Origin of the sequence: Streptomyces aquilus (assembly GCF_003955715.1) — a bacterium.
GTDB classification, from domain to species: domain Bacteria; phylum Actinomycetota; class Actinomycetes; order Streptomycetales; family Streptomycetaceae; genus Streptomyces; species Streptomyces aquilus.
The window spans coordinates 4565477-4586384 of record NZ_CP034463.1 but is presented as its reverse complement, the minus strand read 5'-3'; the positions used below and the strand labels follow the sequence as shown (position 1 = coordinate 4586384).

Annotated in this window: 23 protein-coding genes and 1 tRNA gene; 11 read left to right on the top strand and 13 right to left on the bottom strand. The window is 71.7% G+C overall.

The window, feature by feature from the left end; all coding sequences use genetic code 11:
• The first annotated feature begins 79 nt into the window (after positions 1 to 79).
• From EJC51_RS21080 to EJC51_RS21060, 5 genes are all read left to right on the top strand, one after another.
• Positions 80 to 162 (top strand) — tRNA-Leu (locus EJC51_RS21080).
• A 127-nt stretch (positions 163 to 289) separates the two neighbouring features.
• Positions 290 to 826, top strand: coding sequence for a hypothetical protein (locus EJC51_RS21075; protein ID WP_126272518.1), 537 nt, complete (start codon positions 290 to 292; stop codon positions 824 to 826).
• Positions 827 to 829: 3 nt separating this feature from the next.
• The gene (locus tag EJC51_RS21070; protein ID WP_126272517.1) at positions 830 to 1831 is read left to right on the top strand and encodes a hypothetical protein; all 1002 of its coding nucleotides are present in this window, start codon (positions 830 to 832) and stop codon (positions 1829 to 1831) included.
• A 78-nt stretch (positions 1832 to 1909) separates the two neighbouring features.
• Positions 1910 to 3085, top strand: coding sequence for a 4-hydroxybenzoate 3-monooxygenase (locus EJC51_RS21065; protein WP_126272516.1), 1176 nt, complete (start codon positions 1910 to 1912; stop codon positions 3083 to 3085).
• A gap of 196 nt (positions 3086 to 3281) precedes the next feature.
• Positions 3282 to 4190, top strand: a complete 909-nt coding sequence (locus tag EJC51_RS21060; RefSeq protein WP_126272515.1) for a Bax inhibitor-1/YccA family protein — start codon at positions 3282 to 3284, stop codon at positions 4188 to 4190.
• 81 nt (positions 4191 to 4271) lie between these two features.
• On the opposite strand, the gene EJC51_RS21055 is transcribed toward EJC51_RS21060, so the two are convergent.
• Entirely contained in the window at positions 4272 to 4502 is a 231-nt protein-coding gene (locus tag EJC51_RS21055; RefSeq protein ID WP_059196158.1) for a DUF4287 domain-containing protein, read from the bottom strand.
• Positions 4503 to 4606: 104 nt separating this feature from the next.
• Here EJC51_RS21055 and EJC51_RS21050 point away from each other — a divergent pair, with 104 nt between their 5' ends.
• Entirely contained in the window at positions 4607 to 4918 is a 312-nt protein-coding gene (locus EJC51_RS21050; protein WP_179143432.1) for a hypothetical protein, read from the top strand.
• A 127-nt stretch (positions 4919 to 5045) separates the two neighbouring features.
• Here the strand turns inward: EJC51_RS21050 and EJC51_RS21045 are convergent, their stop codons facing one another.
• From EJC51_RS21045 to EJC51_RS21035, 3 genes are all read right to left on the bottom strand, one after another.
• Entirely contained in the window at positions 5046 to 5828 is a 783-nt protein-coding gene (locus tag EJC51_RS21045; protein ID WP_207924851.1) for a hypothetical protein, read from the bottom strand.
• Between the two features lie 307 nt (positions 5829 to 6135).
• Entirely contained in the window at positions 6136 to 7356 is a 1221-nt protein-coding gene (locus tag EJC51_RS21040; protein ID WP_126272513.1) for an acetyl-CoA C-acetyltransferase, read from the bottom strand.
• A gap of 147 nt (positions 7357 to 7503) precedes the next feature.
• Positions 7504 to 8535: an SGNH/GDSL hydrolase family protein gene (locus EJC51_RS21035; protein WP_126272512.1), complete on the bottom strand. Its 1032-nt coding sequence runs from the start codon at positions 8533 to 8535 to the stop codon at positions 7504 to 7506.
• A gap of 149 nt (positions 8536 to 8684) precedes the next feature.
• Between EJC51_RS21035 and EJC51_RS21030 the strand changes: the two genes are divergently transcribed.
• Positions 8685 to 10079 (top strand): cystathionine beta-synthase, encoded by a 1395-nt coding sequence (locus EJC51_RS21030; RefSeq protein ID WP_126272511.1) that lies wholly within the window; start codon positions 8685 to 8687, stop codon positions 10077 to 10079.
• A gap of 374 nt (positions 10080 to 10453) precedes the next feature.
• Here the strand turns inward: EJC51_RS21030 and EJC51_RS21025 are convergent, their stop codons facing one another.
• A complete protein-coding gene (locus EJC51_RS21025) occupies positions 10454 to 11293 on the bottom strand; it encodes a helix-turn-helix transcriptional regulator (RefSeq protein WP_126272510.1) in 840 nt (279 codons plus the stop codon).
• Positions 11294 to 11439: 146 nt separating this feature from the next.
• On the opposite strand from EJC51_RS21025, the gene EJC51_RS21020 reads away from it, so the two are divergent.
• Positions 11440 to 12204 carry an SDR family oxidoreductase gene (locus EJC51_RS21020; protein WP_126272509.1) on the top strand — a complete coding sequence of 255 codons (765 nt, stop codon included), beginning with the start codon at positions 11440 to 11442 and terminating at the stop codon, positions 12202 to 12204.
• Positions 12205 to 12210: 6 nt separating this feature from the next.
• Here the strand turns inward: EJC51_RS21020 and EJC51_RS21015 are convergent, their stop codons facing one another.
• The 6 genes from EJC51_RS21015 to EJC51_RS20990 form a co-directional block, all read right to left on the bottom strand.
• Positions 12211 to 12642, bottom strand: coding sequence for a hypothetical protein (locus EJC51_RS21015; protein ID WP_166683024.1), 432 nt, complete (start codon positions 12640 to 12642; stop codon positions 12211 to 12213).
• Positions 12643 to 12765: 123 nt separating this feature from the next.
• Positions 12766 to 13428 carry a carbonic anhydrase gene (locus EJC51_RS21010; RefSeq protein WP_126272507.1) on the bottom strand — a complete coding sequence of 221 codons (663 nt, stop codon included), beginning with the start codon at positions 13426 to 13428 and terminating at the stop codon, positions 12766 to 12768.
• A gap of 115 nt (positions 13429 to 13543) precedes the next feature.
• Positions 13544 to 14476, bottom strand: coding sequence for an ABC transporter substrate-binding protein (locus EJC51_RS21005; protein ID WP_126272506.1), 933 nt, complete (start codon positions 14474 to 14476; stop codon positions 13544 to 13546).
• 10 nt (positions 14477 to 14486) lie between these two features.
• Positions 14487 to 15149 (bottom strand): ABC transporter permease, encoded by a 663-nt coding sequence (locus EJC51_RS21000; protein ID WP_126272505.1) that lies wholly within the window; start codon positions 15147 to 15149, stop codon positions 14487 to 14489.
• 3 nt (positions 15150 to 15152) lie between these two features.
• Complete coding sequence (locus EJC51_RS20995) at positions 15153 to 15794, bottom strand: ABC transporter permease (RefSeq protein ID WP_126272504.1); 642 nt, start codon at positions 15792 to 15794, stop codon at positions 15153 to 15155.
• Entirely contained in the window at positions 15791 to 16828 is a 1038-nt protein-coding gene (locus EJC51_RS20990; protein ID WP_126272503.1) for an ABC transporter ATP-binding protein, read from the bottom strand. Before EJC51_RS20990 ends, EJC51_RS20995 begins: the two co-directional genes overlap by 4 nt.
• Positions 16829 to 16969: 141 nt before the next feature.
• Here EJC51_RS20990 and EJC51_RS20985 point away from each other — a divergent pair, with 141 nt between their 5' ends.
• From EJC51_RS20985 to EJC51_RS20975, 3 genes are all read left to right on the top strand, one after another.
• Positions 16970 to 18475 (top strand): aromatic amino acid ammonia-lyase, encoded by a 1506-nt coding sequence (locus EJC51_RS20985; RefSeq protein ID WP_126272502.1) that lies wholly within the window; start codon positions 16970 to 16972, stop codon positions 18473 to 18475.
• Positions 18472 to 19329: a MurR/RpiR family transcriptional regulator gene (locus tag EJC51_RS20980; protein ID WP_126272501.1), complete on the top strand. Its 858-nt coding sequence runs from the start codon at positions 18472 to 18474 to the stop codon at positions 19327 to 19329. The genes EJC51_RS20985 and EJC51_RS20980 overlap by 4 nt, the downstream gene beginning before the upstream one ends.
• 85 nt (positions 19330 to 19414) lie before the next feature.
• Positions 19415 to 19999 (top strand): hypothetical protein, encoded by a 585-nt coding sequence (locus EJC51_RS20975; protein ID WP_126272500.1) that lies wholly within the window; start codon positions 19415 to 19417, stop codon positions 19997 to 19999.
• Positions 20000 to 20011: 12 nt separating this feature from the next.
• On the opposite strand, the gene EJC51_RS20970 is transcribed toward EJC51_RS20975, so the two are convergent.
• Positions 20012 to 20386: a roadblock/LC7 domain-containing protein gene (locus tag EJC51_RS20970; RefSeq protein WP_126272499.1), complete on the bottom strand. Its 375-nt coding sequence runs from the start codon at positions 20384 to 20386 to the stop codon at positions 20012 to 20014.
• Positions 20387 to 20409: 23 nt separating this feature from the next.
• Positions 20410 to 20886, bottom strand: a complete 477-nt coding sequence (locus EJC51_RS20965; protein WP_126272498.1) for a roadblock/LC7 domain-containing protein — start codon at positions 20884 to 20886, stop codon at positions 20410 to 20412.
• Positions 20887 to 20908 lie beyond the last annotated feature (22 nt).

The following is a 20908-nucleotide window of genomic DNA, read 5'->3' as shown; positions in this document are numbered from 1 at the left end:
GACAACATCGGTCCGCCCGTCCGCTGTTCGGGGGACGCGCCCCGATAGGCTCGGGACCTCGATGCGGAGCCCATGGCCTGCCCGGATGGTGGAATGCAGACACGGCGAGCTTAAACCTCGCTGCCCCTCGCGGGCGTACCGGTTCAAGTCCGGTTCCGGGCACCTCCGACCTCATTCGTCCCTTTTCCGTAAAGCCGATGGCTGGATGCCGCTCGCGGTGGGACGCTGCCTTCACCACTTCGCTGCGGCATGCAGCCATGAAGGGGTGTCCCGTTCGGGGGAGGGACCCATGAGGGTGCGGTGTTTTCGGAGCCGTCCGGGCCGCTGGGGCGGTCACGCCGGGGCGGTCGGGCTGATGGTGGTGCTGGGCCTCGGTGCGGTCACCGGATGCGGTGCCTCGGCGGGCGCCGACGGGGACGATCCAGGCGGCGGCGGACCGGCGCCGGCCGCGACCGGCTCCGCGGGAGCGCAGAGCGACGGCGACGGTTACGGCAGCGGCGGCAGTGGTGGCGCGGCAGACGGCTCCGGCGGGGGCGGCGGCGGGGCCAACGGGGATCCGGGAGTGTCGGGCGTGGCGCCACCCTCGGACATCGACAACTGGGACAGCATCTCGGTCGGCCTCGACGGCGGTATCGGCGGTGTCGACAGCGCGTGCCCCTCGCCGCAGGAGGGCTTCTACCCGGACTGCTCCTTGCCGCCGAGCCCCACGGACGGCGGCGGCGAGTCCCCGGTGATCGATCCGCCGGTCGGCGACAGCCAGCCGCCCGTCGACCCCTCGGCCGCCCCGGGCGACGACGGCGCGGGCCTCACCCCCGAGCCGACCTGACCCGTGGCCACTCCCCCGGGGGACCCGGCGCAGCCCGCCGGCCGCCCCCGCCGCCCGGCCCGCCCACGGCCCCGACCTCCGCGTCTCGCCCCCGCCCGTCCGGCCCGCCCCGTACGCACCGCACCCACCGCGCCCACCGCGCCCACCGCGCCCACACCCCCGCCGGAAGGCGCCCGCAGCCCTTTCGAGCTCGTCAACTCCGTGGCCGGCATCGCGTCCTTCCTGGGCGCCCTGATGCTCTACGCCGGCTACATCTACACCAACGCCTACTTCGGCTACTTCCGCCTCAACCCCTTCGCCGTCGGCCTGAGCACCTTCGAACTCGTCATGCACAGCCTCCGGCTGGCCACCCTCCCGGTCCTCGAAATGCTGGCCCTGGCCCTCCTCGTCCCCGCCGCACCCAGGCTGCTGACCCTGCTCCACGTCCCCGAACAGCAGGTCCGCCGCCTGCGGGAGTTCGGCCGCGCCGTCGCTCGCGCGCACCTCGGATACGTCGTCCTCGGCGTCGTCCTGATGCTGCTGTGGCGCTGGATCCAGCCCTACGGCTGGACGGCCCCACTGCTCGTCGCGGGCGGGCTCATCCTCGGGCTGACCCGCGCCGCCGCCCCGGAGGGCGAGACCCGGCGGGCCCCGTGGGAACGCGCCGGCTCCCTCCTGGTCGCCGGGCTCTTCCTCATCTGGGTCGCCGCCCTGTCCGCCGGCCAGCTCGGCAGACAGGACGCCCGGGCCGACGCGGACCAGCTGGTGAGCCGTGTCGCCGTCGTCATCATGAGCACCGAGCGCCTCGACTTCGCCCCGCCCGGCCCCCACTACGAAGACCTCGGCAAAGGCGTCCACTACCGCTACCGCTACACCGACCTCCGCCTCCTCCTCGAACGCGACCACCGCTACTACCTCCTCCGCGTCGGCTGGGACCACGCCACCGACCCCACCTACGTCATCGAGGACGACGACACCGTCCGCATCGAGCTCCGCCCGGGCGTCCTGCCGCGCACCGACCGTTGACAGCGGCCCCGGGCCGTCGCAGACTCGGCGCGGTAAATGGTGAAGGAAATTTCACTACACGAACAGAGAGGTTCGTCGATGCGCACCACCGTCGGCATCATCGGAGCCGGCCCCGCCGGCCTCCTCCTCGCCCGGCTGCTCCACAACGCCGGCATCGACTCGGTCGTCCTGGAAGCCCGTGACCGCGCCTACGTCGAGCACCGCCAGCGCGCCGGAATCCTGGAGCAGGGCACCGTCGACGTGCTGCGCGCGGCCGGGGCCGGCGAGCGCATGGACCGCGAGGGGCTGCGGCACGACGGGATCGAGCTCAGGTACGACAGGAAGCGGCACCGCGTCGACTTCCCCGGCCTCACCGGCGGCCGGTCCGTGATGGTGTACGCGCAGACCGAGGTCTGCAAGGACCTCATCGCCCTCCAGCTGAAGGAGGGCGGCCCGCTGCTGTTCGAGGCGGAGGCGCTGGCCGTCGAGGGCGCCGACAGTGACAGCCCCGCCGTTCGGTTCCGGCACGAGGGGCGTGAGGACGTCCTCGAGTGCGAGTACGTCGTCGGGTGCGACGGGTTCTGGGGCGTCGCCCGCAAGGCCGTCCCCGAGGAACTCGTGCGCGTCTTCGAGCGGACGTACCCCTTCGGCTGGCTCGGCATCCTCGCCGACGTCCCGCCCTCGCACGACGAGCTGGTCTACGCCCGCCACGACCGCGGCTTCGCCCTGCTCTCCATGCGCTCGCCGTCCGTCTCCCGGCTCTATCTGCAGGTCCCCGAGGGCACGGAGGCCGACAGCTGGAGTGACGAGGAGATCTGGGACGAGCTGGAGCGCCGCTTCGAGACCGAGGACGGGTGGGCGCTGGACCGCGGCCCCATCACCCAGAAGTCCGTCACGCCCATGCGGTCCTACGTCCACGAGCCCATGCGGCACGGACGGCTCTTCCTCGCCGGGGACGCCGCTCACATCGTGCCGCCGACCGGGGCGAAGGGGCTGAATCTGGCCGTCGGGGACGTCGTCACCTTCGCGAGGGCGCTCACCCACCAGCGGGACACGGGGTCCGCCGAGCTGCTCGACGCCTACTCGGAGACCTGTCTGCGGCGGGTGTGGCAGGCCGAGCGGTTCTCGTACGACATGACGACCCTCCTGCACCGGGCGCCCGACGCCACTCCCTTCGAGGACCGGCTCCAGGTCGCGCGGCTGGAGCGGATCGCCGGCTCGCGGGCCGCCGAGACCGACCTCGCCGAGGGGTACACCGGGTTCCCCTTCGAGTGAGGTGTCGCGTGACGGACCAGGTGATGTACCGGAATGGTCATGAACCTGCCCCCTTCGTGGCCGGGAATCGACGGGCCGCGTAGCGTGTTGCGCAGCACGACGAGGGAAAGATCCTCCCCAAGCACTAGGGTCATTCCTTTGCCTACCTATTACTCTTGACGCCAAGGCCCACACGAAGTGGCCATGGAGGAGTGAAATGAGGAGCAGCAACCCGGTCTTCTCGCGACGGGGGTTCAGCCGCGACAACGGCTACGCGGGCTTCAACGCCCAGCCGCAGGCCGGGGGCGCAGCCGTGGGCACGCAGGGCAATCCGTACGCCCAGCCGCAGGCCGGCGACCCGTACGCGCAGAACCCCTACGCGCAGAACCCTTACGCCCAGCAGGACCTGCAGTACGGCGCGCCGCCGCAGGCCCCGGTCACCACCGGCCGGATGACGATGGACGACGTCGTCATGCGCACCGGTACGACCCTCGGCATTCTCATCGTCACGGCCGCGGTCGCCTGGGCGGCGCTGCCGGTCGACGACGCGAACATCAACCGGTCCTACGGCATCGCCGTCGGCGCCGGTCTGATCGGCATGGTTCTGGCGCTCGTCCAGTCCTTCAAGCGCAAGGCCTCGCCCGCGCTGATCGTGTCGTACGCCGCGTTCGAGGGCGTCTTCCTCGGTGTCGTCTCCAGCGTCGTCGACAACCGCATCGCGAGCGGTGCGGCCATGCAGGCCGTGATCGGAACGCTTGCCGTGTTCGCCGCCGTCCTGGTGGCGTACAAGGCGGGCTGGATCCGCGTCAACCGGCGCTTCTACGGCTTCGTCATGGCGGCCGCGCTCGGCTTCGTCCTGCTGATGGCCGTGAACCTGCTGTTCGCCGTCTTCGGCGGCGGTGACGGCCTCGGCTTCCGCAGCGGCGGCCTCGGCGTCCTGTTCGGCATCATCGGCGTCCTGCTCGGTGCCTGCTTCCTGGCCCTCGACTTCAAGCAGGTCGAGGACGGCATCGCCTACGGCGCGCCGAAGGAGGAGGCCTGGCTGGCGGCGTTCGGTCTGACCATGACGCTGGTCTGGATCTACATGGAGTTCCTGAGGCTCATCTCGATCCTCAACAGCGACTGATCACCGACGGTCGTACGGTCGTAGCGAAGGGCCCCTGGGCATCCGTCCCGGGGGCCCTTCGCCGTGTCGTGGTGCGCGCCGCTAGAGGAACTTGCGCGCGGCCCTCCTCAGGTCGTACTCGTGGATGATCGCCTTCGCGTGGCCGTACGCGAGGTTGTGTTCGTGGCGGAGCCAGCTGACCTTTTCCTCGAAGCGGAAGAGGGCCGGGCCTTCTTCGACGGTGCGGATCCAGTCGGAGACTTCACGACCGGTGCAGTGGGGGATGCGGGCGAGCATGTTGCGGTGGGTCTCCTCGGAGAGGACGTGGGACATCGGCGCCTCCGGACGCAAAGGGGATGTAAGCCGGTCCTTCAGGTCACCGTGCCTGAGCGTTCGCGTGTTGGCAACAGTCCCGGTGCGGCGCGTACGGTTGCGCCGTGGCTGATACGACGCGTCTGACGCAGGCTGTGGATCACTTCGCCGACCGTTTGCGGGCCGCTCCGCAGAGCCGGCTGCAACGGGGCGCCGCGGCCGAGGCACTGGGTCTGGCCAGGGAGTTGGCCCGCCGGGCGCAGCTTCTGGAGGACCCCTCCGGTGAGCCGCGGGAGATGCCCGACGCGGGGATGTTCGCCGCCGCGGACCAAATCACCGTCGCCGTGCACGACTTGGCCCTCGTCCTCACGGACGAGGGCCAGATCGACGAAGCGGTGCGGCTGGTGGAGGAGGCGCAGAAGCGGGCCGGAGTGTGAACGAGAGGCCCACAAGCCACAGGCCCACAAGCCACAGGCCCACAGACCTACAGGCCCACAGACCTACAGGCCCACAGACCTACAGGCCCACAGTCCTACAGGCCCACAGACCTACAGGCCCACAGACCTACAGGCTCGCTATGACCCGGTCCGCCAGGATGTAGACGTTCTCCTCGCCGCACGCGAAGGTCAGCGTGTACGCGCCCGAGATCCCCGAACCGCCCAGCAGTATCGGCGTCTCGCCGGCCATCAGGGCCGCGGAGAGGCGTTCCGCGGTCTCCTTGTGGCCCGGGGTCATGCACAGCGTGGTGCCGTCGGCGAAGACATAGACGTCGAGCGTGCCCAGCGGGCCCGGGCGGACATCGGCCAGTTCCGTCTGCGACGCGGCGAGTTCCTCCAGGGTGGCCACCGTGCGCTCATGGTCGTTCACGACCGGTGACTGGACCGGCACGAAGTCCGGGTGGGAGGGGTGCCGGCGGCGGGCCGCGGCCAGTTCGGGCGAGTCCGCGGCGAACTCGTCGGCGTCCGCGGCCGGCTCGGCGACGGGCTCCAGGTGCTCCAGGCCCACGAAGTCGCTCTGGCGGGGCAGGAACAGCTCGCTGTCGGTCAGCCCGAGGAGGCTGGGGGCGTCGGCGTCCCGGGCCTCCTGCGCGGCCCAGAAGGCGCGCGCCTCGGCGAGTTCCCGCTCCCGCTCCTCCGCGAGGGCCTCGGCCACCGCGGCGCGTATCTCGTCGGCCTCACCGGCGAGCCGGGCGGCGGGCACGAGACCGCGCGCGGCGGCCGCCGTGTTCGTCTCGGCGAGCTGGGTGTGCAGGGCCGCCACCTGTCGGCGCAGCTGCAAGAGGGTGCGCAGGACGGCGACGCCCACGGCGCCCGTGGCAGCCGTGGTGACCAGCAAGGCGATCGGCATGGCGCTCACTGACGTACTCCCGGTTCAAAGTCGACCCCCGACTTCCTACATCAGCTTGAAGGGCGGACTATCCCGCTGTCAGTGCGTAACGTCACGAAACGGACAGGACTTTGGGCCCGGAGTTTAGTGTGAGAACGGTTCTGACCTGCGTAAATCCCTGCGCAGAGGGAGATAGGTCACATCCTGACGGAGATTGGATCACAAAACGGCCCAGAACCCCGGTGGTTCCAGGGTTCTGGGCCATGACCTCACGGCGGGTGTGCGGACGACTACTTTCGGCGCTGCGCCGAAAGGGACGCCAACTCGCTCAGCTCAGGCGCTCGATGACCATGGCCATGCCCTGGCCGCCGCCGACGCACATCGTCTCCAGGCCGAACTGCTTGTCGTGGAACTGGAGGGAGTTGATCAGCGTGCCGGTGATGCGGGCGCCGGTCATGCCGAAGGGGTGGCCGACCGCGATGGCGCCGCCGTTCACGTTCAGCTTGTCCAGGTCGATGCCCAGGTCGCGGTAGGAGGGGATCACCTGCGCGGCGAACGCCTCGTTGATCTCGACCAGGTCGATGTCGTCGATGGTGAGACCGGCGCGGCGCAGCGCCTGCTGCGAGGCCTCCACCGGGCCGAGGCCCATGATCTCGGGGGACAGGCCCGAGACGCCGGTGGACACGATGCGGGCGAGCGGGGTGAGGCCCAGCTCGCGGGCCTTGGTGTCGCTCATGATGACGACGGCGGCGGCACCGTCGTTCAGCGGGCAGCAGTTGCCGGCCGTGACCAGTCCGTCCGGGCGGAACACCGGCTTCAGGCCGCCGACGGCCTCCAGGGTGACGCCGGCGCGCGGGCCGTCGTCCTTGCTGACCACCGAGCCGTCGGGCAGCGTCACCGGGGTGATCTCGCGCTCCCAGAAGCCGTTCTTGATGGCTTCCTCGGCGAGGTTCTGCGAGCGGACGCCGAACTCGTCCATGTCCTGGCGGGTGACGCCCTTCCAGCGGGCGAGGTTCTCGGCGGTCTGGCCCATCGCGATGTAGGCGTCGGGGACCAGGCCGTCCTCGCGCGGGTCGTGCCAGGTGGTGCCCTCCTGCTGGGCGACCTCGGCGGTACGGGCCTCGGCCTCGGCGAAGAAGGGGTTGTGCGTGTCCGGGAGGCTGTCGGAGTTGCCCTTGGTGAAGCGGGAGACCATCTCGACGCCGGCCGAGATGAAGACATCGCCCTCGCCGGCCTTGATGGCGTGCAGGGCCATGCGGGAGGTCTGGAGCGAGGAGGAGCAGTACCGGGTGACCGTGCAGCCGGGGAGGTGGTCCATGCCCATCTGCACGGCGACGATCCGGCCGAGGTTGTTGCCCTGCTCGCCGCCGGGCAGGCCACAGCCGAGCATCAGGTCGTCGATGTCCCGCGGGTCCAGCTCGGGGACCTTCGCCAGCGCGGCCTGGATGATCGTGGCGGTGAGGTCGTCCGGGCGCAGGTCCTTGAGAGAGCCCTTGAAGGCGCGGCCGATCGGGGAGCGGGCGGTCGAGACGATCACTGCTTCGGGCATCACGGCTCCATTGGCGATACAGGTTCTTCCGGGCAGGGCTGGTTGGGAAGTTACCCGTACGTATGGGCGAGGTCACGGGGGTGGGGGTGTGACCCTGGCCGCAGTTTTCTAAGCGCTTGCTTTTTCGGGTGGCCGGCGGTGAAGGGCTCACGGTGACGGAGTGACCGGCGCCCGCTCCGGCTCGGGCACCCTCCGCCGACGCCGCCTCTTCAGCAGGGCCCACGGTCCCTTCGGCCCCGTCGGCATGGCCGCCGTGACCTCCGTGCCCGGCTCCGCCACGGCCTCCGCCGCGGCCCGGGCCACCGGCAGGAAGCCCTCGCGGCGGCTGACGTCCGGGCGCTCCTCGTCCGCCGGCCACAGCCCGAGGGCCGCGCACACCGTCGGCAGCACCGCCATCGCCGCGGTCGCGTACCCCTCCGCCGACGGGTGGTAGTTGTCCGGCCCGAACAGCTCGCGCGGGTTCGCCGCGAACTCCGGGCCCAGCAGGTCGCCCAGGGACACGGTGCGGCCGCCCTGCTCGACGACGCCGATCGTCTGGGCGGCCGCCAGCTGACGGGAGGCCCGCCGGGCCAGCCAGCGCAGGGGCTGCTGGACCTGCTCGACGGTGCCGAGGTCGGGACAGGTGCCGACCACCACCTCCGCACCGGCCGTGCGCAGGCGCCGTACGGCTGTCGACAGATGACGTACGGAACGGGTCGGCGGCATCCGATGGGTGACGTCGTTCGCGCCGATCATGATCACGCAGACGTCGGGCAGCCGCCCGGGGTCCGCGAGCACGAGGGTCACCTGGCGGTCCAGGTCGTCGGAGCGGGCGCCCGGCAGCGCCACGTTGCGCAGATCCACCGGCCGTTCGGCGACCGCCGCCAGCCCGGACGCCAGCAGCGCGCCCGGCGTCTGCCCCGAGCGGTGCACGCCCTGGCCCGCGGCCGTGGAGTCGCCCAGCATCGTCAGCCTGAGGGGCGGTTCACCGGGGACGGAATAGGAGAGGCCGTACAGACCCTGCGCGTTGGGCACATGCGGCGACGGGCCGTGGCCGTTGCCCACCTGGCGTTTGGCCAGCCGCACCTCGGCCAGCAGCACACCCACGGCCGCCGCGCCGACCAGCCCGATCCCGCCGCCGCCGTACGCCGCGCCCGCCGCGATCCGCCGGGCCACCCTCGCCCTCGACATGCTCGTCATGCGTCGCCGCCACCTCCTCGTTGCCGTACATCCACTCCTTGCCCCGTACGGGCCGTCGTCCAATCGCAACGAGGAGTGAACAACCGCCAAGGGGCCGTAGGCTGGCGGAACCACTACGACCACATCTTTTGCAGCATCCGGAGACAACGGTGCAATTCCACGACTCGATGATCAGTCTCGTCGGCAACACCCCGCTGGTGAGGCTCAACAACGTCACCCAGGGCATCCAGGCGACCGTCCTGGCCAAGGTGGAGTACTTCAACCCCGGCGGGTCCGTGAAGGACCGCATCGCCCTGCGCATGATCGAGGCGGCGGAGGAGAGCGGCGCGCTCCAGCCCGGGGGCACGATCGTCGAGCCGACCAGCGGCAACACCGGCGTGGGCCTCGCCATCGTCGCGCAGCAGAAGGGGTACAAGTGCATCTTCGTGTGCCCCGACAAGGTGAGCACCGACAAGATCAACGTGCTGCGTGCCTACGGCGCCGAGGTGGTCGTCTGCCCGACCGCCGTCGACCCCGAGCACCCGGACTCGTACTACAACGTCTCCGACCGCCTCGTCCGTGAGACCCCGGGCGCCTGGAAGCCCGACCAGTACTCCAACCCCAACAACCCGCTCTCCCACTACCACTCCACCGGCCCCGAGCTGTGGGAGCAGACGGAGGGGAAGATCACCCACTTCGTCGCGGGCGTGGGCACCGGCGGCACCATCTCCGGCACCGGCCGCTACCTGAAGGACGCCAGCGACGGCAAGGTCAAGGTCGTCGGCGCCGACCCGGAGGGCTCGGTCTACTCCGGCGGCTCCGGCCGCCCCTACCTCGTCGAGGGCGTCGGCGAGGACTTCTGGCCGACCGCCTACGACCGGACCGTCGCCGACGAGATCGTCGCCGTCTCCGACAAGGACTCCTTCCAGATGACCCGCCGCCTCGCCAAGGAGGAGGGCCTCCTGGTCGGCGGCTCGTGCGGCATGGCGGTCGTCGCGGCCCTGCGCGTCGCCGAGCGCCTGGGCCCGGACGACGTGGTCGTCGTCCTCCTCCCGGACAGCGGCCGCGGCTACCTCTCGAAGATCTTCAACGACGAGTGGATGGCGGACTACGGCTTCCTGGAGGACGAGGGCCCGTCCGCCCGCGTCGGCGACGTCCTCAGTGACAAGGAGCACGGCGCCATCCCGTCGCTCGTCCACATGCACCCGGACGAGACGGTCGGCCAGGCCATCGAGGTGCTGCGCGAGTACGGCGTCTCGCAGATGCCGATCGTGAAGCCCGGCGCCGGCCACCCCGACGTGATGGCCGCGGAGGTCGTCGGCTCGGTCGTCGAACGCGAGCTGCTCGACGCGCTGTTCGCCCAGCGCGCCTCCCTGGGGGACCCGCTGGAGAAGCACATGTCGGCCCCGCTCCCGCAGGTCGGCTCCGGCGAGCCGGTCGGCGACCTGATGTCGGTGCTGGGTGCGGCGGACGCCGCGATCGTCCTCGTCGAGGGCAAGCCGACCGGAGTGATCAGCCGCCAGGACCTGCTGGCTTTCCTCGCCAAGGGCGGGAAGCAGCGGTGAACGTCCGGTGAACCGGCGGGGCGGGCGGCGAACTTGCGTTTGCCCACCCCATCGGTGGACTTCCCGGAAGTGGTACGAGGGCGTCACGTCCGCGCAGCACTCGCTTAACACGCGTCCGGCACATTAGTGGGTGTCGGCAGGGCGGGAGCGGCTCCCCGCCCCCGCCGACACCGAAACGTCCAAGGACCTCCGGAGCGGCTCCCGGACCTCCATGGACGCCGGACGTGAGACCTGGCCCTGACCCGGTCGACGTCCCTCGCGGGGACCGCCGTCGTCCCGCCCCCCGGTAACGGGGGTGCGGCGGTCCCCGCGCACCCCTTTGCGCCTAAACCGGCGCCGCTCTCGCGGATGTGGTTGCTCGCCGTCGGGGTTCCTCAATTGATGGTTGCGGCCGTTGTCGCTTTCCAACTTCCCAGCAGCTGCAGCCTCTCCGCCGTCTCCGAGCCCGGTTCCGGGGTGTAGACGACGAGCGTCTGGTCCGGGGTTTCCGGGAGGGTCAGGGACTCGTACGGGAGGGTCAGCAGGCCCGCGATCGGGTGCTGGACGCGCTTGACGCCGTACATGCACGCCCTGACCTGGTGGTCGGCCCACAGGCGCCGGAAGTCCTCGCTCTTGAGGGAGAGTTCACCGACGAGGTCGCGCAGGACGGGGTCGTCGGGGTGGGCGCCCGCGCTGAGGCGCAGGTGGGCGACGGTCTGGGCGGCGACCGCGGCGTAGTCGGGATAGAGGTCGCGCCCGCCGGGCTCCAGGAAGAGCTGCCGGACGATGTTGCGCCGGGCCGGAGCCATCCGGCTGAAGCCCAGCAGGGCGTCGCCGAGGGCGTTCCAGGCGAGGACCTCCATGCCGGGGCCGAGGACGAACGCGGGAGTGCGCTCCATGCTGTCCAGCAGGAGCTGGACGCCGGGGCGGACGCGTGGGGCGCGGCGGCGGGGCGTCTGCTTCTTCGGCGGCCTGGCCACCGCGCGCAGATAGGCGTGCTCGGTGTCGTCGAGACGCAGGACGCGCGCGATCGCGTCCAGGACCGCGTCCGAGACGCTCGGGCCGCGTCCCTGTTCCAGGCGGATGTAGTAGTCGACGCTGACGCCCGCGAGCTGGGCCACCTCCTCGCGGCGCAGCCCGGGTACGCGGCGCCGCCCGTACGAGGCCAGCCCCACCTCCTCGGGCTGGATGCGGGCGCGCCGTGAGCGCAGGAAGTCTCCGAGGTCCCCGTCCATGGGTTCGATCGTAGGGGAGCGGCGGAATTCCAACCTGGTTCTGCCAGACCCAGGAAAAGCTCATCCCTGGGTAGGCCGCGGCGGGCGGCGCAGGGTGGTGGACGTCGCCGGGAGACACCGGGCGACCCACCCACCGAGGAGCACTCATGTCGTACGAGAACCTGGCCGGCCGTACCGCCCTCGTCACCGGAGCCGCGAGCGGTATCGGCGAGGCCGTCGCCGTCGAGCTGGCCGCGCAGGGCGCGAAGGTCGCTCTGCTGGCGCGGCGGGCGGAGCGGCTGGAGGCCGTCGTCGGGAAGATCCGGGCGGACGGCGGGCAGGCACTGGCCGTGGTCGCCGACGTGACCGACGGGGCGTCCGTGGACGCCGCCGTGGAGCGGATCCACGAGGCGTACGGGAGCGTCGACCTGGTCGTCAACAACGCCGGCGTCATGCTGCCCAACCCGATCGAGGACGCCCGCGTCGACGAGTGGCAGCGGATGATCGACACCAATGTCACCGGCGTCCTGCGCGTCATCGGCGCCGTCGCCAAGGACCTGACGGACGCGGCCGCGCGGGGCCGCAGCGCGGACCTGGTGAACGTCTCGTCCATCGGCGCGCACGTCACCGGCTTCACCAACTACGCCGTGTACGGGGCGACGAAGGCCGCGGTCACCCACCTCTCGGCGCTGCTGCGGGGCGAGTTCGGGCCGCGCGACGTACGGGTCACCAACATCGAGCCGGGGTTGACGGAGAGCGAACTCGCCTCGCACATCGACAACGACGGTCTGCGCGAGCAGGTCGGCGGAATGGTCGACGCGATGGGCACGCTGTCCGCGGCGGAGGTCGCCGACGTCGTCGCCTACGTCACCAGCCGCCCCCGGCACGTCAACCTGCGTCAGATCATGGTGCTGCCGACCCGGCAGGCGTGAGGCCGGTCAGCGCTCCCACTCGCTGTCCTGCTCGGACTTGTGGTGCCGGCGGCCCCGGAACAGCTCGGGGTTGGTGCGGACGGCCTGGAAGGCGTTGACCCCGACGATGCCCACCCACGTGACCAGCAGGCCGGGGAGGTGGGAGACGCCGGCGCCGATCGCCGAGAGCGGGACGGCGAGGACCAGCGAGACGATGCCGAAGCCGTAGCGCTCGCCCCAGGAGTCCGTCGGGCTCGGCTTGCGGGCACCCCGGGCCACCACCATCTGCTGCTCGGCCAGCTGCCTGCGCACCCGGCGCTCCACCGCGCCGTCGATGCGCTGGTCGACCTTCTCCAGGAAGGAGTCCACCAGCGCGGACTCGTACTCCTCGCCCAGCTCCCTGCGGGCCTGCAGGGTGGCGTCGAGTTCTTTCTTCAGGTCGGCGTCCCGCGCGTCCATTCCGGTCATGTGGTCAAAGTTAGGGAGCCTGGGCGCCCGCCGCACTGGGGATAGCCCCCGTCTTCGGACTGGGGATGTCCGGGAGGACCCCTGGGGGCGCCGAGGGGCCCGCGGAGCGGAGGCTCAGGGGAGTACCGAGACGAGGCCCGTGTCGAGGTCGAAGCGGGCCGCCGCCACGTGGGCCCTGCGGAAGGCGGGGTCGGCTCGGACGGCGTCCCTGACCCAGCGGGTGTGCGCCGTCATGGTGTGCTCGGCCCAGTCGCCGGGCAGGGCGCGGGTGCGGCGGGCGGACGGGGTGATCTCGTCGACCAGCAGGTTCAGATGGGCGGGCACGGGGGCGCCGGTGCGCAGGTGCTCCAGGGTGGCCGCGACGGCCCCGCACCGCTCGTGGCCGAGCACGACCACCAGCGGGATGCGCAGTTCCTCGACGCCGTACTGGACGGACGCCAGCACCGCCTCGTCCAGCACGTGACCGGCCGTCCTTATGCACAACAGGTCCCCGAGCCCCTGGTCGAAGACCAGCTCCGGCGGCACCCGGGAGTCGATGCAGCCGACGATCACCGCGAAGGGGTGCTGCGCGCCCGCCAGGAGGTGGCGGCGGTGCACGGTGTCGTGGGGGTGGCGGGAGCGGCCGGTGGCGTACCGCCGGTTTCCGGCGAGGAGTTCGGCGAGGGCGGTGCGGGAGTCGTGCGGATGCCCGGTGGTGGCGGGGGCCGCCGCGGCGGGGGCGGCGGCCAGTGCGCCGACGGCGGTGACCGTCAGAAAGGCCCGGCGGTTGGAGGCCATGACGTGTCCTCAGGAGTCGTACGGTTAGCGCCCGATCACCGTATGCGTGCGATCGGTCACCGTACGTGCCTGTTTAACGACTCTTGGCTGATTCATCGTCAGATCATCGCCCGGCTCACTTCGCCAGCCCGTGCTGCTTCGCATACGCGTTCGCCACGTCCTCCGGGTCCTTCTTGTCGTTGTCGACCTGGCTGTTGAGCTGGGTGAGCTGGTCCGTGGTCAGGACGTTGCCGAGCCGGGCGAGGGCCTTGCGGACCTTGTCGTCGGCCTTGCGGTCGGCGATGAGCGGGACGATGTGCTGGCTGGGGATCAGGTTCTTCGGGTCGGTCAGCACGACCCAGTCGTTGCCGGCGATGTCGGTGTCGGTGGTGAAGAGGTTCGCCACGTCCACGTCGCCCTTCTTCAGGGCGCCCTTGACCAGCGGGCCGTCCGAGTCCAGCGACTTGAACTCCTTGAACTCCACGCCGTAGACGTCCTTCAGGCCGATCGCACCCACCCGGCGCTTCTTCACCTCGGGCGCGGCGCCGATGACCAGCTTGCCGTTCTGCTTCGCCAGGTCGGCGAGGGAGGTCAGCCCGTACTTCCGGGCCGTCTCGCGGGTGACCACGAAGCAGTCGGAGTCGGCGGCCTGGCCGTACGGCAGGACCTGGAGGCCGCTGGGCATCGCCAGCGTGAGCGCGTTCTGCATGGTGCCGGGCTCCGCCGAGTCGTCCTTCGGGGCCAGGTAGTTGAGGAGGGCGCCCTGGTATTCGGGCAGGAGGTCGATGTCGCCGCTCCGCAGGGCGGGGATCACGATCTCCCGGGTGCCGAGGTTCGGACGGACCTTCACCTTCACCCCGGCCTGCTGGAGGACGGCCGCGTAGAGGTAGCCGAGGACCTGGTTCTCGGTGAAGTTGGCGGTGCCGATGGTGATGCCGCCCTTGCTGGAGCCGCCGCCACCGGAGGCGGAGCCCTGGCCGTCGAGGGAGGTGATGCCGCCCGCGCAGGCGGAGAGGGCGGGGACGGAGGCGGCGGCGAAGAGGCCGCCGAGGAGAGTGCGTCGGTTCATCGGGGAGTCCCTAGGCGGTGCGGTGGCGGAAGAGGAAGCGCTGGAGGCCGGACAGCAGCAGATCGAGGGCTACGGCGACCACGGCGACCAGCACCGCGCCGCCCAGCACCTGGACCAGGTCGCGCTGGGCGAGGCCGTCGAAGACGTAGCGGCCCAAGCCGCCGAAGGAGACGTACGCGGCGATCGTGGCCGTCGCGACGACCTGGATGAGCGCGAGGCGCAGGCCCGTCATGATCAGGGGGAGCGCGAGCGGCAGTTCGACCTGGAACAGCACCTGGTGGCCGCGCATGCCCTGGCCCCGGGCGGCGTCCTTCACGTCCGGGTCGACGGCCGTCATCCCGGCGTAGGTGTTGGTGACGATCGCCGGGACCGCGAGGGCGACCAGGGCGACGTACACCGGCAGCATCGACAGCCCGCCGGCGAGGAAGACGAGGACGACCAGGCCGACGGTCGGCAGCGCGCGTCCGAAGGAGGCGAGGTTGATCGCGACGAAGGCGCCCTTGCCGGTGTGGCCGATGAGCAGGCCGAGCGGGAGGCCGATGGCGGCCGCGACGAGGGTGGCGAGGAGCGAGTACTGGAGGTGCTCGGCGAGGCGGTGGGCGATGCCGTCCGCGCCGGTCCAGCCGGCGCCGCTGGTCAGCCAGGTGCCGAGGTTCTTGATGAGCTCGTACATGGTTTAGGCCCGCCTCCTCTTCCACGGGGTGAGGACGTACTGGAGGGCGACCAGCGCCGCGTCCGCGACGACCGCGAGCAGGATCGTGAGGACCACGCCCGCGATCACCGGGGTCGGGAAGTCGCGCTGGAAGCCGTCGGTGAAGAGCTGGCCGAGGCCGCCGTCGCCGATGTAGGTGGCGACGGACACGAGCGAGATCGACATGACCGTGGCGATCCGGACGCCCGCCATGATCACGGGGAGCGCGAGCGGGAACTCGACGGTGAGCAGCGTGCGCAGCGGGCGCGTGCCCATCGCCTTCGCCGCCTCCTTGGTCTTCGCGGGGACCGAGTCGAGGCCCTCGACGGTGTTCCGCAGCAGCACGACCAGGGTGTAGACGGTCAGGCCGATGACCGTGGTGGTGCGGGTCAGGCCGCTGATCGGCAGCAGGAGCACGAAGATCGCGATCGACGGGATCGTGAACAGGATGTTGGAGACGCCGAGCAGGAAGCCGCGCAGCGGGCGGACCCGGTGGGCGACCACCGCGAGGGGCAGGGAGATCAGGAGGCCGAAGAAGACGGCGGACAGGGCTGCCTGGAGGTGGGAGACCGTCAGGGTGGTGAGGTCGTCGGTGTGGTCGCCGATCCACGACCAGTCGATGGTCATGCGGCCACCGTCCGGGCCGCGTGGTGCGCCTGGCCGGCGTGGGTGTGGATGTCGTCGCGGGAGGAGACGCCGGTGAGGACGCCCGCCGCGTCGACGCGGGCCACCAGGCCGGTGGGGGAGGCGATCGACTCGTTGAGCGCGGACAGCAGGGAATCGTCGTCCGTCAGCGGCCGTACGGGGATCTCGGCGTCCTGCGAGGCCCAGTGGAGGGGCTTGTGCGCCGCGTCGAGGACGAGGGACCAGGTGCCGCCCTCCGGTGCCGGGCCCTGCGGGACCTCCGCGAGGGTCCTGAGCGACAGCAGCTTCAGTCCGCGCTCGGCGCCGAGGAAGTCGGCCACGAAGTCGTCGGCGGGCCGGGCGAGGAGTTCGGCGGGGGAGGCGCACTGCACCAGGTGGCCGCCGGTGCGGAAGATCGCGATCTGGTCGCCGAGCCGGACGGCCTCGTCGACGTCGTGGGTGACGAAGACGATGGTCTTGCTCAACTCCTTCTGGAGCCGGAGCAGTTCGTCCTGGAGCTGGGTGCGCACCACCGGGTCGACCGCGCCGAACGGCTCGTCCATGAGGAGTACCGGCGGGTCGGCGGCGAGGGCGCGGGCCACGCCGACGCGCTGCTGCTGGCCGCCGGAGAGCTGGTGGGGGTAGCGCTTGCCGGCCTCGGGGGTGAGGCCGACGGTCTCCAGCAGCTCGGCCGCCCGGGCCCGTGCCCTGCGCCGGCCGTGGCCCAGTAGCAGCGGCACGGTGGCGATGTTGTCGAGGACCGTGCGGTGCGGGAAGAGGCCCGCCTGCTGGATGACGTACCCGATGGAGCGGCGCAGTTCGGCCGCGTCCTGCCGGGTGACGTCCTTGCCGCCGACCTTGATGGTGCCGGAGGTCGGCTCCACCATCCGGTTGATCATTCTGAGGGTGGTCGTCTTGCCGCAACCGGAAGATCCGACGAGGACGGTCACGCCGCCTTCCGGGATCTCCAGGGAGAGATCGTGGACTGCTGTCGTGCCGTTGGGGAAGCGCTTGTGGACCGCATCGAACTGGATCATGAGATGTCCCTTGCCCGGCTGTATAACGTCATGCAGAGTTCTCTGTAGCTGAATAGGTTGTCAACGGGTTGATGTAAATCCGACGTAACGGATGACCGTCAGGCAAGATCAGGTGTCCGGATTGAGGGGTGTTTGGGCTTTATGTCGTCTCGGATCGCGGACACACTCGGTTCCGTGCACACCGGACTGGTCGTCCTCGACGGGATCGGACTCGGCGTCTCCGACGTCGTGCGGCTCGCCGACGGGGCCGCGCGGCCGGTGCCCGGGACCGATGCGATGAAGCGGTTGTCCACATCGTGGGACGCGGCCCGGCAGATCGCCGCGACCGGTCGCGTCTACGGCCGCTCGACCGGCGTCGGCGCCAACCGGAACGAGCCGGTGCCCACCGAGGCGGCCGCCGAGCACGGCCTCAGACTCCTGCGCAGCCATGCCGGCGCCATCGGCGAGGAACTGCCCGCCCGGCAGGTGCGCGCGATGCTCGCCGTACGGGCGAACCAGTTGCTGGCGGGCGGCGCGGGGCTGCGACCCACCGTCGTCACCGCGCTGTGCGAGGCCCTGGAGAGCGGGGCGTACCCGGTCGTCCACGAGTTCGGGTCGGTCGGCACCGGGGACATCGCGGCGCTCGCCCAGGCGGGCCTCGCGCTGGCCGGGGAGCACCCCTGGAAGGGCGCCGGGCCCGAGCCGCAGCCCCTGGACAACAACGACGCCCTCGCCTTCATCAGCAGCAACGCCCTCACCCTCGGCCAGGCCGCGCTCGCCCTGCACGAGCTGCGCGGGCTGCTGGAGGCCACGCAGGTCGTCGGCGCGCTGTCACTGCTCGCGGTGGACGGCTCCCACGAGGCGTACGCCGCCCCCGTGCACGCCGCCCGGCCGCACCGCGGCAGCAGCGAGGTCGCCCGCCGGATGCGGGAGTTGATCGGCGCGGACGAACGGCCCACGCCACCCCTCGGCCGTATCCAGGACCCGTACGGCTTCCGCTGCCTGCCGCAGATCCACGGCCCGGCGCACGACGCCGCCGACGCCCTCGAAGCGGTCCTCGCCGTCGAGATCAACGCCGCCGCCGAGAACCCGCTCATCAGCCCCGAGGACATGGCCGCCTACCACCACGGCGGCTTCTACCAGGCCCAACTCGCCCTCGCCCTCGACCACTTCCGGCTGGCCCTGACCCAGGTGGCGCGGCTGTCGACGTCCCGCCTGTCCACCCTCAACGAGCCCGCCTACACCCGCCTGCGCCCCTTCCTCGCCGACCACGAGCCCGCCTCCTCCGGCGTGATGATCCTGGAGTACGCCGCCGGCGCCGCCCTCGGCGATCTGCGGGCCTTCTCGGCCCCCGCCTCGCTCGGTCACGCTGTACTCTCCCGGGGCGTCGAGGAACAGGCCAGCTTCGCCTCGCTCGCCGCCCGGCAGACACTGCGGGCGTGCGGGGCGTACCGGCTCGTCGTCGGCTGCGAACTCGTCGCCGCCGTACGGGCCTTGCGCCAGCGCGACCACGCCCCCGACCCGGCGCTGCCGGTGGGGCGGGCGCTGGAGCTGGCCTTCTCGGTGCTCGACGAGGACCAGGCCGACCGGCCGCTCACGGGTGACGTGACGACGGCGGCCGCACTGCTCGACCGGTTCACGGACATCTGGAGGGGGAGCGAGGCATGAGCGACATGGGTGTGACGGACACGCCGGCGGCACGGCTCCAGGCGCTCTTCGAGGGGCACCGGCTCACGCCGACCCAGCGGCGCATCGCGCACAGCATGGTGCGGCGCGCCGCCGACGTGCCGTTCCTGTCCAGCGTCGAGCTGGCCGAGCTCGCCGGGGTCAGCCAGCCGTCGGTGACCCGCTTCGCGGTCGCCCTCGGCTTCGACGGCTACCCCGCCCTGCGCCGCCACCTGCGCGAGGTCGCGCCCGCCGAACGGCAGCAGTCGGCGGACTCGGCGTCGTACAACGAGTACCAGCAGGCCGTCGAGGCCGAGATCGCCAACCTCCGGCACCTCGCCGAGCTGCTCGCCGACCCGCGGCCCGTGCAGCGCGCGGGCCGGGTGCTGGCCGCCTCCCGGCCGCTGCCGGTGCTGGGCCTGCGGGCCGCCGCCTCACAGGCCTACGGCTTCGCCTACTTCGCCGCCAAGGTCCACCCGGACGTCCGGCTGCTGCACGAGGGCGGCACGATGATCCACGACCGGATCGACGCCGCCGTCCGCGCGGGCGCCTCGGCGCTGCTGTGCTTCGCGCTGCCGCGGCATCCCCGGGAGGTCCTGGACACGCTCGGCTACGCCAAGGAGGCCGGGCTGTCCGTCGTCACCGTCGCCGACTCCGCCTTCGCGCCGGTCGCCAAGGTCTCCGACCTGCTGCTGCCCGCCGCCGTCGGCACCGGGCTCGCCTTCGACACCGCGTGCGCGCCGATGCTGCTCGGGCGGGTGCTCCTGGAGGCCATGGCCGACGAGCTGCCGGACGCGCAGGCGCGGCTGGAGGAGTTCGACACCAAGGCGGCGGCGCGGGGGCTGTTCGTGGAGTAGGGCCCGCTTTTTCAGAGTCGTCTCAGATTCCGCCGTTAACCTGCCCGACCGACAGGACTGTGCCGGGAGGACGAGGAGGCGGAACGTGGCACGCGGAGGACTGGGGCTCGCTCGGGTGGCCGTCGTCGTACGCGCCGGAGCCGCGCCCCTGTGGTGGGCCGGGGTGTTCGCGGCGGGTGTCGGGGTGCTGGTGCCGGGGCTGACCGGGCGCCGGATCGGGGTCATGGCGGGGGCCGCGCTGTTCATCGTCGCGGCGGCCGTCGTGTCGTACCGCCGCCGCAGGCGCTACACCGCCCTCGCGCGCGGGGCCGCCCGCGCCGGGAAGCACGACGTGCTCCAGGACCGGGCCGTGACCGTACGGAACTGGCGGCGCGGACATCGCTGGTGGCTGCTGCTCGCCTGGCTGGTGGCGCTCGGCGCGAACTTCGCCGTGCCCGTCGCGGGCGGGCTGCTGCTCGCCGGGGCCGGGGTGGGGCTGCGGCTGAAGGCCGCCTGGCTGGGGCGGCGCGAGCTCGCCGAGGACGCGCTGCTGTGGGTGCGGGTCGACTGGCTCGACGCGCGCGGCGGACGCCCGGCCGGCAAGGCCGTCAAGGCGTACCGCGGCACCGGCATCGCGGCGGGCGACGCTGCCCCCGGCGGGGCGCGCCGCCGCACCGCGGCGCTGGTCTGAGCGGCGCGCGCGTCAGACCTCCAGCTCCTCCTCGATCTTCTTCATCTGGTGGCGGGCCATCGCCAGGTTGGAGCGCTTGGCGTCCAGGACCAGGTACAGGAACAGTCCGTTGCCGCCGCGGCCGCTGAGCAGCCGGATCAGGTGGTACTGGTCGGACAGGGTGATCAGGATGTCCTCGATCTGGCCCTTGAGCCCGAGGTGTTCCATGGTGCGCATCTTGGCGCGGACGACGTCGGTGTTCCCGGCGGCGGCCACACTGAGGTCGAAGCTCTTGCTGCCGCCCAGGGTGCCGAGGGCCATGCCGCTGGTGTAGTCGACCAGCGCGACGCCGGTCGCGCCCTCGATGGAGGCGAGGCACTCTTTCAGGGAGGTTTCGGTGTTGGCCATGACTGTCTGCCTTTCCTGTGGGTTCAACTGTCGGTAGACGTAGGTGCGTTGGTCGGGCGCGGGGTGCGCGCCGCTCTGGTGCGGGCGGGCGCTCTGGCCGGTTTGGCGGCGACGGGTGCCTCCGCCGGTGTCCGGGAGTCGAGAAACTCCCCGATGCGGGTGCCGGCGCGGCGGCCCTCCAGATGGAGCCGGCCGGCGTTGACCCGGTCCTGGGCGAGCAGCGTGAGGACCGCGCTGCGGCCCGCCGCGTACGTCGCCACATAGCCGTACGCGCCCCGCACCGTCAGCTCCCGGAAGTTCCCCTGCCCGGTCGCGTCCGTCAGCCGCATGGCGACGCCGAGCGCGGCCGCGGTGAGCGCGGCCATGCCGTCGGGCTCCACGCCCGGGGTGTCCTGGGCGAGGACGAGCCCGTCGACGCTCGCCGCCAGGGCGCCGGTGAGATACGGCACCCGGCTCCTCAACCGCCGCAGCTCGTCCAGGATTTCGGGTTCGGCCGCCATCTGGTCACTCCTCTCGGCGCGG

Excerpts from the sequence above, each read along its gene's own strand:
- EJC51_RS20995 (WP_126272504.1), bottom strand. The coding sequence starts at position 15,794 with ATGACCATCGACTGGTCGTGGATCGGCGACCACACCGACGACCTCACC.
- EJC51_RS21025 (WP_126272510.1), bottom strand. The coding sequence starts at position 11,293 with ATGGACGGGGACCTCGGAGACTTCCTGCGCTCACGGCGCGCCCGCATC.
- EJC51_RS21010 (WP_126272507.1), bottom strand. The coding sequence starts at position 13,428 with ATGGCCTCCAACCGCCGGGCCTTTCTGACGGTCACCGCCGTCGGCGCA.
- EJC51_RS21020 (WP_126272509.1), top strand. The coding sequence starts at position 11,440 with ATGTCGTACGAGAACCTGGCCGGCCGTACCGCCCTCGTCACCGGAGCC.
- EJC51_RS20985 (WP_126272502.1), top strand. The coding sequence starts at position 16,970 with ATGTCGTCTCGGATCGCGGACACACTCGGTTCCGTGCACACCGGACTG.
- EJC51_RS20980 (WP_126272501.1), top strand. The coding sequence starts at position 18,472 with ATGAGCGACATGGGTGTGACGGACACGCCGGCGGCACGGCTCCAGGCG.
- EJC51_RS21015 (WP_166683024.1), bottom strand. The coding sequence starts at position 12,642 with ATGGACGCGCGGGACGCCGACCTGAAGAAAGAACTCGACGCCACCCTG.
- EJC51_RS21045 (WP_207924851.1), bottom strand. The coding sequence starts at position 5,828 with ATGCCGATCGCCTTGCTGGTCACCACGGCTGCCACGGGCGCCGTGGGC.
- EJC51_RS21005 (WP_126272506.1), bottom strand. The coding sequence starts at position 14,476 with ATGAACCGACGCACTCTCCTCGGCGGCCTCTTCGCCGCCGCCTCCGTC.
- EJC51_RS21040 (WP_126272513.1), bottom strand. The coding sequence starts at position 7,356 with ATGCCCGAAGCAGTGATCGTCTCGACCGCCCGCTCCCCGATCGGCCGC.
- EJC51_RS21075 (WP_126272518.1), top strand. The coding sequence starts at position 290 with ATGAGGGTGCGGTGTTTTCGGAGCCGTCCGGGCCGCTGGGGCGGTCAC.
- EJC51_RS20990 (WP_126272503.1), bottom strand. The coding sequence starts at position 16,828 with ATGATCCAGTTCGATGCGGTCCACAAGCGCTTCCCCAACGGCACGACA.
- EJC51_RS21055 (WP_059196158.1), bottom strand. The coding sequence starts at position 4,502 with ATGTCCCACGTCCTCTCCGAGGAGACCCACCGCAACATGCTCGCCCGC.
- EJC51_RS21065 (WP_126272516.1), top strand. The coding sequence starts at position 1,910 with ATGCGCACCACCGTCGGCATCATCGGAGCCGGCCCCGCCGGCCTCCTC.
- EJC51_RS20965 (WP_126272498.1), bottom strand. The coding sequence starts at position 20,886 with ATGGCGGCCGAACCCGAAATCCTGGACGAGCTGCGGCGGTTGAGGAGC.
- EJC51_RS21000 (WP_126272505.1), bottom strand. The coding sequence starts at position 15,149 with ATGTACGAGCTCATCAAGAACCTCGGCACCTGGCTGACCAGCGGCGCC.
- EJC51_RS21035 (WP_126272512.1), bottom strand. The coding sequence starts at position 8,535 with ATGACGAGCATGTCGAGGGCGAGGGTGGCCCGGCGGATCGCGGCGGGC.
- EJC51_RS21060 (WP_126272515.1), top strand. The coding sequence starts at position 3,282 with ATGAGGAGCAGCAACCCGGTCTTCTCGCGACGGGGGTTCAGCCGCGAC.
- EJC51_RS20970 (WP_126272499.1), bottom strand. The coding sequence starts at position 20,386 with ATGGCCAACACCGAAACCTCCCTGAAAGAGTGCCTCGCCTCCATCGAG.